11 protein-coding genes are annotated in these 12,547 nt (G+C 65.1%); 7 read left to right on the forward strand and 4 right to left on the reverse strand.

All coding sequences use genetic code 11. The annotated features are described in order from the left end of the window. Positions 1-138: 138 nt before the first annotated feature. On the reverse strand, positions 139-1,353 hold the full coding sequence (locus ACT6QU_RS15670; protein WP_444564195.1) for an N-acetylmuramoyl-L-alanine amidase: 1,215 nt from the start codon (positions 1,351-1,353) through the stop codon (positions 139-141). A 589-nt stretch (positions 1,354-1,942) separates the two neighbouring features. On the opposite strand from ACT6QU_RS15670, the gene ACT6QU_RS15675 reads away from it, so the two are divergent. Beyond that, entirely contained in the window at positions 1,943-4,756 is a 2,814-nt protein-coding gene (locus ACT6QU_RS15675; protein ID WP_444564194.1) for an Rne/Rng family ribonuclease, read from the forward strand. Positions 4,757-4,795: 39 nt separating this feature from the next. Here ACT6QU_RS15675 and ACT6QU_RS15680 read toward each other — a convergent pair whose 3' ends face one another. Next, on the reverse strand, positions 4,796-5,896 hold the full coding sequence (locus ACT6QU_RS15680; RefSeq protein WP_444564239.1) for a pyridoxal phosphate-dependent aminotransferase: 1,101 nt from the start codon (positions 5,894-5,896) through the stop codon (positions 4,796-4,798). A 194-nt stretch (positions 5,897-6,090) separates the two neighbouring features. Here ACT6QU_RS15680 and ACT6QU_RS15685 point away from each other — a divergent pair, with 194 nt between their 5' ends. The 6 genes from ACT6QU_RS15685 (at position 6,091) to aat (ending at position 11,330) form a co-directional block, all read left to right on the forward strand. Next, positions 6,091-7,464, forward strand: a complete 1,374-nt coding sequence (locus ACT6QU_RS15685; RefSeq protein WP_444564193.1) for a M48 family metalloprotease — start codon at positions 6,091-6,093, stop codon at positions 7,462-7,464. 22 nt (positions 7,465-7,486) lie between these two features. Then, positions 7,487-8,287: a DsbA family protein gene (locus ACT6QU_RS15690; RefSeq protein WP_444564192.1), complete on the forward strand. Its 801-nt coding sequence runs from the start codon at positions 7,487-7,489 to the stop codon at positions 8,285-8,287. A 124-nt stretch (positions 8,288-8,411) separates the two neighbouring features. Further along, a complete protein-coding gene (aroQ, locus tag ACT6QU_RS15695) occupies positions 8,412-8,846 on the forward strand; it encodes a type II 3-dehydroquinate dehydratase (RefSeq protein WP_024585375.1) in 435 nt (144 codons plus the stop codon). Positions 8,847-8,877: 31 nt separating this feature from the next. Then, positions 8,878-9,351 carry an acetyl-CoA carboxylase biotin carboxyl carrier protein gene (accB, locus tag ACT6QU_RS15700; RefSeq protein WP_024585374.1) on the forward strand — a complete coding sequence of 158 codons (474 nt, stop codon included), beginning with the start codon at positions 8,878-8,880 and terminating at the stop codon, positions 9,349-9,351. Positions 9,352-9,359: 8 nt separating this feature from the next. After that, positions 9,360-10,703: an acetyl-CoA carboxylase biotin carboxylase subunit gene (gene accC, locus ACT6QU_RS15705; protein ID WP_444564191.1), complete on the forward strand. Its 1,344-nt coding sequence runs from the start codon at positions 9,360-9,362 to the stop codon at positions 10,701-10,703. Positions 10,704-10,715: 12 nt separating this feature from the next. Then, positions 10,716-11,330 (forward strand): leucyl/phenylalanyl-tRNA--protein transferase, encoded by a 615-nt coding sequence (gene aat, locus ACT6QU_RS15710; RefSeq protein ID WP_444564190.1) that lies wholly within the window; start codon positions 10,716-10,718, stop codon positions 11,328-11,330. Between the two features lie 143 nt (positions 11,331-11,473). Here aat and ACT6QU_RS15715 read toward each other — a convergent pair whose 3' ends face one another. Both ACT6QU_RS15715 and ACT6QU_RS15720 read right to left on the reverse strand, forming a co-directional pair. Beyond that, on the reverse strand, positions 11,474-12,010 hold the full coding sequence (locus tag ACT6QU_RS15715) for a DUF2155 domain-containing protein (RefSeq protein WP_024585371.1): 537 nt from the start codon (positions 12,008-12,010) through the stop codon (positions 11,474-11,476). Between the two features lie 77 nt (positions 12,011-12,087). Beyond that, positions 12,088-12,486 (reverse strand): NADH:ubiquinone oxidoreductase subunit NDUFA12, encoded by a 399-nt coding sequence (locus ACT6QU_RS15720; RefSeq protein WP_444564238.1) that lies wholly within the window; start codon positions 12,484-12,486, stop codon positions 12,088-12,090. Positions 12,487-12,547 lie beyond the last annotated feature (61 nt).

Here is a 12,547-nt window from a genome sequence, read left to right on the forward strand (position 1 = left end):
CCTGCCCGTCGTCGGCCGCTTCGCATCGCATCGTACCTGTCGTGCGCTTGTGGGCAAATTGCGGCGCTTTGCAAGTGCTCGTTGCTTTGGAGGATTAATTGACCGCCTGTTGCCGTCAAGCCACGATCGCGCGAGTGCTCACTCGGCGGCACCGAGCTTGGCGTCGGCGAACAGGCCGATCGCCGCGACGATGCCGGCCGACGCCTGTGCCCGCCATTCGACGTCGCGCAACTGCTCCTCGTCGCGCGCATTCGAAAGATAGCCGAGCTCCACCAGAACCGACGGCACGTCCGGCGCCTTGAGGACCTGGAAGCCCGCGAAGCGATGCGGGTTCTTGATCATGCCGATCTCATCCGACAACTGTCCGACGAGCGCCTTTGCGAAGCGAAGCGAAAATCCGTCCGTCTCGCGGCGGACGAGGTCGGCCAGAATGTCCGACACCTCGTCGCCCGCATCCTGGGCGGCATAGCCGGCGATCTGGTCGGCGAGGTTTTCGCGCACGGCCTTGGCAGCCGATTCAGCATCGGAGGGCGAATCGGACACCGTGTAGACGGTCGCCCCGCGCACGTCGCGATGACGGATCGCATCGGCATGGATGGAGATGAAAAGGTCCGCCTCGTGCCGGCGCGCGATCTTCACGCGCTCGTCGAGCCGCAGGAACCGGTCGCGGTCACGCGTCAGATGAACCTCGTAGCGGCCGGTATCCTCCAGCGCTTTTTTCAGTTCCAGCCCGAAGGCGAGCGTGATCGTCTTCTCATAAATGCCGCTGACGCCCTTGGCGCCGCTGTCCGCACCGCCATGTCCCGGGTCGACGACCACCGTGAAGCGCCGTTCCACTGGTAGTCCGGCACCTTCCGTGCCCGCAGTCGTGGCAATCTGCTCTGCCAGCGCCGCCTCGAACTGGCGATCCGAACCCGCGACGAGATCGATGACGACCCGATGCCCGGCCGCGTCCTCGTTCTTCATGATCTCGACATTCTCGACGACGAAGGCCCCCTCGCCTGTGAGAACGAGCCGTGACCTGCCATCGCCGGCGGGCCCGAAGGCGATGTCGCTCACCAGGCCGCGCGGTTTCACCGGCTCGTCTTCATACCGGTATTCGACGTCGGCGAATTCGAGCACCAGCCGATGCGGCGCGCGTACCAGGAACCAGCGCATGTCCGGGCTTGCCGAGACGTCGATGACGATGCGCGCCCGGGATGCGTCGCCGACGACGCGCAGCCCCTCGACGCGAAGCGGATCGGCGGCCTGCGCGTGCAGAGTCGAGAGCATCAGGAGGAAGGCGGTCGCGACCGCCAGCAAAAGGCTGCCGGTTGGGTGTGTTTCGGCTCTGGAGCGCTCTTGCGGCATCATCTCGCCCGTCCTGCTTCGACGCGGTCGCTTGGCGACAGGGGTGCCTTGAGTGGTAGCCCGACGTGGTTAACCAATCCTTTTTCCCGCCGCCCGAACTGCATTAGCGTGGGCGGAAATAAGTTTCGGAAATCAGGGTTGCCTTGGAAGCCGTCAAATCATAAAAGCATGGCAGGACATTTGCGATGTCCGCAGAAGGTTGCGCAGACGCGCAAGCGGTGGATTTATTCCTTCCTCTCCTGATGCGGTGCATCTGTCCGAACAGAATTCTTCGGCATGTCGGCTCAACCCCGTGCCGTTTGGAAAACGGCTGGGATGATCCCGTGCCGGCTCGTTACCCGAGCAAATCGCAGCTGGTCCGGCGACCGCCGGGCCTTGGTTCAGAAAGGATCCGCAGGCTGTAGCATGGCTTCCGACACAATCAGGCTCTCGACCGCATTTGACCGCGCCTTAACGGCAGCGGGCGGCCAGCCTCTCGTGTCGCGCCAGCGGCCCCGGCTCCCCCTTTTATCCGGCATGCCATTCCCGCCTCCGCGGCGCGGCGCTAACACGACCTCCCCCCGGGCGGTGCGTGCCGGGGAGACTTTGCAACATGCCCAACAAAATGCTTATCGATGCCTCCCACCAGGAGGAGACGCGGGTCGTCGTCGTTCGCGGCAACCGCATTGAAGAGTTCGATTTCGAATCCCAGGACAAGAAGCAACTCAAAGGCAATATCTATCTGGCGCGCGTAACGCGCGTCGAGCCTTCGCTTCAGGCGGCGTTCGTCGAATATGGCGGCAATCGCCACGGCTTCCTCGCCTTCTCCGAAATCCACCCCGACTATTACCAGATCCCGGTTGCCGACCGGCAGGCGCTTTTGCGCGCCGAAGCCGAAGCCGCCGCGCACTCGGATGAGGACGACGAAGACGAGGATGGCAACGGCCGCAATCGCCGCCGTCGCCGTTCGGGCAAGAGCCGCGACCGCGCCGGCCAGAAGACCTCCGGCGAGGCGCAGGACGGCGACGAGGACGCCGCCGCGCAGGACGAGGCGGCCGGCGAAGACGAGGCCGGCCACGCGATGGCCGAAAGCGTCGCTGCCGATGTGGTCTCGGAAGATGCGCCCGCCGCGGAAAGCGATGAGGACGATCACCGCCCGACCCGCCATGGCGACGACGGCAATGGCGATGACGAACAGATCGAATCGGTCGGCGCCGAAGACGCGATCGAGGAAGCGGCAGCGCGCCGCCGTCCCGTCCGCAAGCACTACAAGATCCAGGAAGTCATCAAGCGCCGGCAGATCCTGCTCGTCCAGGTCGTCAAGGAAGAGCGCGGCAACAAGGGTGCCGCGCTGACGACCTACCTGTCGCTCGCCGGCCGCTATTCGGTGCTGATGCCGAACACCGCGCGTGGCGGCGGCATTTCCCGCAAGATCACCAACGCGGCCGACCGCAAGCGGCTGAAGTCCGTCGTCGAGGATCTGAACGTGCCGGACGGCATGGGCGTCATCCTGCGCACCGCGGGCGAAAGCCGTACCAAGGCCGAGATCAAGCGCGACTACGAATATCTGATGCGCATGTGGGAAAACGTGCGCGGCCTGACGCTCCAGTCGACCGCCCCCGCCCTCGTCTACGAAGAAGGCTCGCTGATCAAGCGCTCGATCCGCGACCTCTACAACAAGGACATCGACCAGATCATGGTCGCGGGCGAGGAAGGCTACCGCGAGGCCAAGGACTTCATGCGCATGCTGATGCCAAGCCATGCCAAGATGGTCCAGCCTTACCGCGATTCCGTGCCGATCTTCGCGCGCAACGGCATCGAGGCGCAGCTCGACAAGATGGTCCAGCCGCAGGTGACGCTGAAGTCGGGCGGCTATGTCATCATCAACCAGACCGAGGCGCTCGTCGCAATCGACGTCAATTCGGGCCGTTCGACCCGTGAGCACTCCATCGAGGACACCGCGCTCCAGACAAACCTGGAAGCGGCCGAGGAAGTCGCGCGGCAACTGCGCCTGCGCGATCTTGCCGGCCTGATCGTCATCGACTTCATCGACATGGAAGAGAACCGGAACAACCGGGCCGTCGAGAAGAGGCTCAAGGATTGCCTCAAGAACGACCGCGCGCGCATCCAGGTCGGCCGCATCTCGCATTTCGGCCTTCTGGAAATGTCGCGCCAGCGCATCCGCGCCTCGGTGCTCGATTCCACCATGCAGCCCTGCCCGCATTGCGGCGGCACCGGCCATGTCCGCTCCGAATCGTCGGTCGCGCTTCTCGTCGTCCGCGCGATCGAGGAATATCTCCTCAAGGATTCGCGCTGCCACATCACGGTTCGCACGCCGGCCTCGACCGCGCTCTACGTGCTCAACCACAAGCGCGCCACGCTCGCCGATCTCGAACGCCGCTTCGACCTGACGATCACGATCGAGGCGGACGAGGAAGTCGGCTCGCAGCATTATGTCATCGCACGCGGCGCCCAGATCGAGCGCCCCGAAGGCTACAAGGCCCCGACCCTGCCGGCCGCCGCACCAACGGTGGACGACGAGGCGGAAGCGGCCAAGGACGAAGCGGCAGCCGCAGCAGCCGCTGCCCTTGCCGACGAGGACGACGAAATCGAGGACGGCGAGATTGCAGCCAAGCCGCAGCCCGCGGCAGCACGCGAAACCGCACATTCCACGTCGGACGAAGACGGCAACCGCGACCGCAAGAAGCGTCGCCGCCGGCGCCGGCGCGGACGCGACCGCGAGACGAACGGCGAAGCAGGCCATGTCGAAGCGGCAGCAGCCGACCTCGGGGACGAAGAGGCCGCAGACGCGACGGCAGCAGCCGGCGACCCTGCGCAGGACGACGACAGCGAGGCGAACCGCAAGAAACGCCGTCGCGGCAAGCGCGGCGGACGCCGCAATCGCCGCGAGGACGGTGAGGTCGCCGCCGATGCGACGCCGGCCGAGGCAGGCGAAGCCGATGCGTCGGACGATGTCGACAGCGAGGCGATGACGGCAGTCGAAGCCGCCGAGCCTGTTGCCGACGCGGTCGTTCCGGAGGAAACGGAAGCGGCGGAAGAAGCACCGAAGCCGAAAAAGGCCCGCGCCCCGCGCAAGAGCCGCGCCAAGGCCGCGACGGAAGAGCCCGTTTCCGAAACGGCCGCGACCGAAACGGCAGCCGCCGCGCTCGACGCCGACGAGAAGCCCGCGCCGAAGAAGCGCGCGCCGCGCCGCAAGAAGGTCGTTGAGGCAGTCGCTGTCGACCAAGACGTCGCCACGGCCGAAATCGCAGCCGAAGTCGCCGAGCCGGTGGCGGCAGCCGAGCCGGTCAAGCCAGCCGCGCCGGTTGCTCCCGTCGTCCAGTCGCTGACGCCTCAGAGCGAGGCGGAGACGACCGAAGACAAGCCGCGCCGGCAAGGCTGGTGGCAGCGAAAAGGGTTCTTCTAGGACCGTATCAAAAAGCCGGCGATCTCGCCGGCTTTTTTCTTATCCGAGCCAGCCCGTCAGGCGGCGGATCGCCTCGCCGATGTCGTCATTGCTGCCGGCATAGGAGAACCGCATGTAGCGGTTGCCTTCGAACGGATCGAAATCGCGCCCCGGAGTTGCGGCGACGCCCGCCTCGTCCAGCATCTTCGCCGCAAACGCCATGCTGTCATTGGAATGCCGCGTCATGTCGCAATAGGCGTAGAAAGCGCCATCCATCGGCGCAGCGAAGGCGAAGCCGAGTTTCGGCAGCGCGTCGGCGAGCATGGCGCGGTTGGCGAGATAGCGCTCACGCACGGCTTCCAGCTCGCTCGTCGCATCGAAAGCTCGTGCGGCTGCGATCTGCGAGAGGTCCGGCGCCGAGATGTAGAGGCTCTGCTGAATGCGCTCGATGGCGCGTACGAGCCGCTGCGGCGCGATCATCCAGCCGATCCGCCAGCCGGTCATGCAGTAATATTTGGAGAACGAGTTGATGACGGTTACGTCGTCGTCGAAGGCGAGCGCGGTGACGTCGTCGGCCGTGTAGCAGAGCCGGTGGTAGATCTCGTCCGAAATGGTGCGGATGCCCATTTGCTTGGCGGCTTCGACGAGCGCCTTGAGTTCGTCGACCGGGATCACCGCGCCGGTCGGGTTCGCGGGGCTGGCGAAGAGCAGGCCCTTGAGCCCTTCCTCGCGATGAACCCGCTCCAGTGCTTCGGCCGTCAGCCAGGCGGCGCCTTCGAGGTCGATTTCGACGACGTCGATCCCGAGCGCCTTCATGATGTTACGATAGGCCGGATAGCCCGGAACGGTGATCGCCACCTTGTCGCCCGGATCGAACATCGCAAGGAAGGCGAGGTTGAATCCGGCCGAGGACCCGGTCGTCACCACCACGCGATCCGCCGGCACGTCGAGCCCATAATGATCGCGGTAGTGTCCGCAAATGGCCTGCCGCAATTCCGCCCGTCCGAGCGCGTCCGTATAGCCGAGCGCACCATCCGCAAGCGCCCGGGCAGCGGCCTCGCGAACGATCCGCGGCGCGGGGTCGGAAGGCTGGCCGACCGCGAGCGACACGACGCTTCGCCCGGCCGCGCGCAACGCATTGGCACGCGCCAGCACGTCCATGGCATGGAATGGCTCGACTTCGGAACGGCGGGAAACGAGGATCGGCGACAAGGCTTGCAACTCCGGCGGTCGGTCAGGGGCCGCACAAATGCCCGATTGGTATGGGGATCACAAGTCCACGAGCCGCGTGGGTCCGTGCTTTTCATCGCCGCTCGGCTCGACTAGGGATAGACACGTTCGTCCAGGGAATCGTCATGTTTCTGTCCGCCAGGCGCGTCTTCAAGTCCCTACTGACCGGCCTTATCGCCGCTCAGCTCGCTTTCGCACCCATGTCTTCGGCGCATGCGCAGCGCAGCGTACCCGTCGTCCGCGACGCCGAAATCGAGGCACTGGTGCGGGACTATGCGCGGCCCATCCTGGAAGCCGCCGGCCTCTCGCGGTCCAATATCGAAATCATTCTGGTCAATGATCCCGCCTTCAATGCCTTCGTCGCCGGCCGACGCATGTTCATCAACACCGGCGCCCTGCTGCAGTCCGAGACCCCCAACGAGATCATCGGCGTCATTGCGCATGAGGCCGGTCACATCGCCGGCGGCCATCAGCAGCGGTTGCGCGATCAGCTCGCGGCTGCACAGACGATGGCGATCGTCGCCGGTCTGATCGGCATCGGCGCGGCCGTCGGCGGCGCTGCGAGCGGCACCGGCGGTCTCGCGCAGGCAGGCGCCGGCCTTGCGATGGGTGGCGGCGAGGTCGCGCGGCGCGGCCTGTTGAGCTACCAGCGCACCGAAGAGATCACCGCCGACCGCTCCGCCATCACCTATCTTGAAAAGACGGGCCAATCGGCCCGCGGCATGGTGCGCACCTTCGAGCGCATGGCGAGCGGCCTCGCCCTGACGGGCCGCCAGATCGATCCCTACCAGATCAGCCATCCCCTGCCGCGCGAGCGTATCCAGAATGTTCAGGAACTGGCGCAGGCCAGCCAATACTACAACCGCGAAGACCCGCCTGCCCTGCAGAGGCGCCATGACATGATGCGCGCCAAGATCGCCGCGCATACGCAGGGCCAGTCCGCCACCTCGCGGCTTTTCCGCGATACGCAAGGCATGCCCGCGCGCTACGGCGACGCCATCGTGACCTATCTGTCCGGGTCGCCCGCGGCGGCCCTGCAAAAGGTAGACGCGCTGGTCGCGGCCGAGCCGAACAATCCCTATTTTCACGAATTGCGGGGCGAAGTCCTGATCCGCGCCAACCGGCCGCAGGACGCCGTCACCGCATTCGAGCGTGCGGCAAGGCTCGACAGTTCGAACTCCGGCTTCATGCAGTTCGGTCTCGGCCAGGCACTGCTCGCCGCCGGCGGGCCGGATGCGGCAGGCCGCGCCGTCGACGCGTTGACGCAAGGCCTGGCGCGCGCGCCGGAATATGTCACCGCCTATCGCTATCTCGCCCAGGCCTACGGCCGGATGGGCGAAATCGCCGAGGCCGAGCTTGCGACGGCGGAAGGTCACTACTACAGCGGCAGTTTCCGCGAGGCGCGCCAGTTCGCCGCGCGCGCCCAGTCGCGACTGATGCCGGGCTCGCCGAGCCATGTGCGCGCGCAGGACATCATCAATCAGAGGCCGGCCAACTGACCGGCCGCAAGAAGGAACCGAAATGAACGCTTTGATCCCCGCCGCCGCGCTTTGTGCCGTCGTCGCCCTTGGAATGGGCGCTGCCGGCTATGTCGCCGGCTCGTCGTCGACGGCCCCAGTCCCGGCCACCGCTGCCGCGGCGGCATCGGCAGCGCCGGACCGCGCCGCCGTCGAGGCGATCGTGCGCGACTATCTCGTCACCAATCCGGAAATCATGATCGAGGTCCAGCAGGCGCTCGAAACCCGCCAGGCCGAAACGCAGCGCGTCGCGCAGACGGAAATCATCCGTTCGGCCGAGAACGAGATCTTCAATGCCGCCTATGACGGCATCATCGGCAATCCCGAGGGCGACGTCACCATCGTCGAGTTCTTCGACTACAATTGCGGCTACTGCAAACGGGCGTTGCAGGACATGGAAGCCCTGGTCGAGAGCAACCCGGACCTGCGCTTCGTCCTGAAGGAATTTCCGATTCTTGGGCCGGATTCGCAGCGCGCGCATGTCGTCTCCATGGCGTTCCACAACCTTTGGCCGGAAAATTACGGCGCCTTCCATCGCGACCTCCTCGCCGGCGAGGCCCGCGTGACCGAGGACGACGCGATCCTCGCCGCCGTCTCGCACGGCGCAGACGAGGCCGCGCTGCGCCAGGAGATGCAGAACCCCGACATCATCGCCGCCTTCCAGGCGACCTATGCGCTTGCAGAACAACTTTCGATCACCGGCACGCCGTCCTATGTGGTGGGCGACGAGGTCGTGTTCGGAGCTATGGGCCAGGAAGTTCTGGCCGAGAAAATCGAGCAGGTTCGGGCCGAAAACCCGTCCTAATCAAGTTTTCGACATGTTTGTCGCCTGTTGAAGGTGTCCTTGCACCCCGCAGCCTTTGCGTTGCGGAACAAGGCGACTATAGAGGGTGCGTCGCGCACCAAGCGCGCCGCGTGGAAACGTCTGAATGCCCAAAAACATCCTGATCCTCAACGGCCCCAATCTCAACATGCTCGGCAAGCGCGAGCCCGGCATCTATGGGTCGAAGACGCTGGCCGATATCGAGAACGATTGCCGGGTCGAGGCTGAGAGACTGGGATACGGGCTCGACTTCCGCCAGTCCAACCTTGAAGGCGATCTGGTGACCTGGATTCAACAGGCACCGGACCTGGCCGCAGGTCTCATCATCAATCCAGCCGGATACGGCCATACCTCGATCGCCATGCACGACGCGCTGCGGCTCCTGTCGATGCCGATCGTCGAGGTTCACCTGTCCAATATCCACGCACGCGAGGAATTCCGTCACAAGACCATGGTGGCGCCGGTCGCTACCGGCATGATCTGCGGCTTCGGCCCGATCGGCTACACCTTGGCCATCCAGGCACTTGCCGCCCGGCTTTGACCGGAGAAAACCAAGAAAAAGGGCGAAACCAATGTCGACCAAGAAAGCCGGCGTAGACCAGCAACTGATCCGCGAACTGGCGGGAATCTTGAACGAGACAAACCTGTCTGAGATCGAGGTCGAGCAGGAGGACCTGCGCATTCGGGTGTCGCGCCATGCGGCCGCCCCGGTCCATGCCTATGCACCAGTTCCGGCGGCCGCGCCGGCCCATCATCCTGCCCCAGCCGCCACCGAGGATCGCCCCGCCGCACCCGGTGCCGCCGATCCGACCCGCAATGCGGTCCCCTCGCCGATGGTCGGCACCGCATACCTGTCGCCGGCGCCCGGTGCACGTCCCTTCATCGAGGTCGGCCAGGCGATCAAGGAAGGCCAGACGCTGCTCATCATCGAGGCGATGAAGACGATGAACCAGATTCCCGCGCCCCGGTCCGGCAAGATCACCGCGATCCTGTGCGAGGACGCGCAGCCGGTCGAATTCGGAGAGCCGCTGGTCGTGATCGAATAGGAGCGACCATGTTTCAGAAGATCCTCATCGCCAATCGCGGCGAAATCGCGCTCCGCATCCTTCGCGCGGCCAAGGAGCTCGGCATCCAGACGGTCGCCGTTCATTCGACCGCGGACGCCAATGCCATGCATGTGCGCCTCGCCGACGAGAGCGTGTGCATCGGCCCGCCCCCTTCGCGCGATTCCTATCTGAACATCCACCAGATCGTCGCCGCCTGCGAGATCACCGGCGCCGACGCGATCCATCCCGGCTACGGCTTCCTGTCGGAAAACGCCAAGTTCGCCGACATCCTCGCCGCCCACAACATCACCTTCATCGGCCCCTCGGGCGACCATATCCGCGTGATGGGCGACAAGATCGAGGCCAAGCGCACCGCCAAGCGTCTCGGCATTCCGGTCGTTCCCGGCTCCGAAGGCGGCGTCACGGACGAGGGCGAAGCCAAGCGCATCGCCGCCGACATCGGCTATCCCGTCATCATCAAGGCATCGGCCGGCGGCGGCGGACGCGGCATGAAGGTCGCGCGGACCGAGGACGACCTCTCGGTCGCGCTCCAGACCGCGCGCTCGGAAGCCGGCGCTGCCTTCGGCGACGACGCCGTCTATATCGAGAAATACCTCGAAAAGCCGCGCCACATCGAGGTGCAGGTGCTCGGCGACGGCCGCGGCAACGCGGTTCACCTCGGCGAGCGCGACTGCTCGCTGCAGCGCCGTCACCAGAAGGTCTGGGAAGAAGCGACCTCGCCCGCTCTCAACGCCGCCGAGCGCTCCAAGATCGGCGAGACCGTGTCGAAGGCGATCGGCGATCTCGGCTATTCCGGTGCCGGCACGATCGAGTTCCTGTACGAGAATGGCGAGTTCTACTTCATCGAGATGAACACCCGCCTGCAGGTCGAGCATCCGGTGACCGAGGCGATCACCGGCATCGATCTCGTCCACGAGCAGATCCGCGTCGCCTCGGGCAGCGGCCTGTCGGTCACGCAGGACGACATCCGCTTCAACGGCCACGCGATCGAGTGCCGCATCAATGCCGAGGACGCGCGCACCTTCGTGCCCTCGCCCGGCACGGTGACGACGTTCCATACGCCGGGCGGCCTCGGCGTGCGCGTCGATTCGGCGGTCTATTCGGGCTACAAGATCCCGCCCTATTACGACAGCCTGATCGGCAAGCTCATCGTCCACGGCCGCAACCGCGTCGAGTGCATGATGCGCCTACGCCGCGCGCTGGACGAGTTCGTCGTCGACGGCATCAACACGACGCTGCCGCTCTTCCGCGACCTCGTCGGCAATCCGGACATCGCCAATGGCGACTACGACATCCACTGGCTCGAAAAGTACCTTGCCCAAAAGCCCTGAGGGCGCCTTAGGATGAGCCGGCCTTTCGCTCCCGGTTTCACGATCCCGACCGATCTCCTGCTGCGTGCCTACGCGGCAGGAGTGTTCCCCATGGCGGAAAATGCCGGCGATCCGGAAATCTTCTGGGTTCGCCCGGAGATGCGCGGCATCCTGCCGCTCGACGATTTCCACATCCCCCGCAGCCTCGCAAAGACCGTTCGTCGCGCGCCATTCGCAATCCGGTTCGATACCGTTTTCGAGGCCGTCATAACCGGCTGTGGTGCGGCACGTCCCGGACGTCCCAACACCTGGATCAACCTACCGATCCGCGCCGCCTATGCGCGTCTTTTCGCCATCGGCCATTGCCACACGGTCGAAGCGTGGAAGGATGGTGAGTTGGTGGGCGGGCTCTACGGCGTGACGCTCGGACGCGTGTTCTTCGGCGAGAGCATGTTCAGCGTCGAACGCGATGCCTCGAAGGTCTGCCTCGTCGCCCTCGTCGAACGCCTGCGCGACAAGGGTTTCGACCTCCTCGACACGCAGTTCACCACCGAGCACCTCAAGCGCTTCGGCGCGATCGACGTGCCGCGACGCAAATACGAGACGATGCTGGAAAAGGCGCTCGATGGAGAGCCGGCGACGTTTTAGGGTGTGCTGAGATTCAGGTCTGGGCGTGCCGAAAATGGCAGATTTTGAAAACCGGAGCGGAATGTACATTTGGTACATGAGCACCGGAAGCGCAGAAAGCTGACATTTGCAGGCCGCTCAGGCCTGAATATCGACACACCCTGTCAGCCTTCGGCCGATTCAGGCGCTGGCACGTCCGACTGCTGCTTGCACGCCTTCAGCCAGACGTCATAGACGGCATGCTCGACGGCATTGAGACCGGGGCTTTCGGCAAACATCCAGCCGGAAAAGATGCGCCGGATCTTGCGGTCGAGCGTGATCTCGTCGACCTCAACGAAACTGTCCGTACGCGGTTCCTGGCCCTCCCCGGAGGAGTAGCAGATCCGCGGCGTCACCTGCAGCGCGCCGAACTGGACGGTCTCGTCCACATAGACGTCGAAGGAGATGATGCGTCCGGTGATCTTGTCGATGCCGGCAAACTCGGCGACCGGATTGGTCACGCGCTGGATCGGCACCTCGGTCGGCGCCTCCTCCATCGGCAGTTCCTCGAAGGAGCCGCCCTCGGCAGGCGCTTCCTCGTAGATGAACTCGTCGTCCGGCGGCAGGTCGAACTGGAGGTCCTGCGCGAACGAATTGCCCGGAGCGGCAAGCCCGGTTGCGAAGACGAGCCCCGCGATTGCGCCTGCCAGTCTGGATGTCATCCTTGGAGCCCTGTTAGCTGAGTCGTGACCCGACTGGCCTAGCCGTCGATTGTGGCGAGACGATTGTTGCGCCCCGATCAGTTGCCGGGCGTCCAGGCGTCGTAGTCGCCGGTCACGCGCGGACGCTGCTCGTGCGTGGCGACCGAGCCCTTCGGCCGATAGGCGAAGCTGGTGCCCGTCAGGTTCGGCAGATGCGGCTTCTGCCACTCGCGCGGCTGATAGTTGTCGTCCTTCGGCGGCGTGTCGACGCGATGGTGCATCCAGCCATGCCAGCCGGGCGGGATCATGCTGGCTTCCGCATAGTCCTTGTAGATCACCCAGCGACGCGTGCGCCCCTCGGTGTCGACGCCGCCCTCGTAATAGAGATTGCCGAACTCGTCCTCGCCCACCGGCTTGCCGTGCCGCCAGGTATGGAAGCGCGTGCCCAGCGTCTGGCCGTTCCACCAGGTGAAGAACTGCGTGAAGAAGGTTTTCATAGACATTCGCACATCCGCAACTGGGTGCCCAATCTTCTCCGCCTTATGGCGTTCCGGGCAA

Origin of the sequence: Aliihoeflea sp. (assembly GCF_052435475.1) — a bacterium.
Lineage (GTDB): Bacteria > Pseudomonadota > Alphaproteobacteria > Rhizobiales > Rhizobiaceae > Aliihoeflea.

Bases quoted from the DNA above. Each gene is read 5' to 3' on its own strand.
- ACT6QU_RS15670 (WP_444564195.1), bottom strand. From the start codon at position 1,353: ATGATGCCGCAAGAGCGCTCCAGAGCCGAAACACACCCAACCGGCAGC.
- ACT6QU_RS15675 (WP_444564194.1), top strand. From the start codon at position 1,943: ATGCCCAACAAAATGCTTATCGATGCCTCCCACCAGGAGGAGACGCGG.
- ACT6QU_RS15680 (WP_444564239.1), bottom strand. From the start codon at position 5,896: ATGGACGTGCTGGCGCGTGCCAATGCGTTGCGCGCGGCCGGGCGAAGC.
- ACT6QU_RS15685 (WP_444564193.1), top strand. From the start codon at position 6,091: ATGTTTCTGTCCGCCAGGCGCGTCTTCAAGTCCCTACTGACCGGCCTT.
- ACT6QU_RS15690 (WP_444564192.1), top strand. From the start codon at position 7,487: ATGAACGCTTTGATCCCCGCCGCCGCGCTTTGTGCCGTCGTCGCCCTT.
- aroQ (WP_024585375.1), top strand. From the start codon at position 8,412: ATGCCCAAAAACATCCTGATCCTCAACGGCCCCAATCTCAACATGCTC.
- accB (WP_024585374.1), top strand. From the start codon at position 8,878: ATGTCGACCAAGAAAGCCGGCGTAGACCAGCAACTGATCCGCGAACTG.
- accC (WP_444564191.1), top strand. From the start codon at position 9,360: ATGTTTCAGAAGATCCTCATCGCCAATCGCGGCGAAATCGCGCTCCGC.
- aat (WP_444564190.1), top strand. From the start codon at position 10,716: ATGAGCCGGCCTTTCGCTCCCGGTTTCACGATCCCGACCGATCTCCTG.
- ACT6QU_RS15715 (WP_024585371.1), bottom strand. From the start codon at position 12,010: ATGACATCCAGACTGGCAGGCGCAATCGCGGGGCTCGTCTTCGCAACC.
- ACT6QU_RS15720 (WP_444564238.1), bottom strand. From the start codon at position 12,486: ATGAAAACCTTCTTCACGCAGTTCTTCACCTGGTGGAACGGCCAGACG.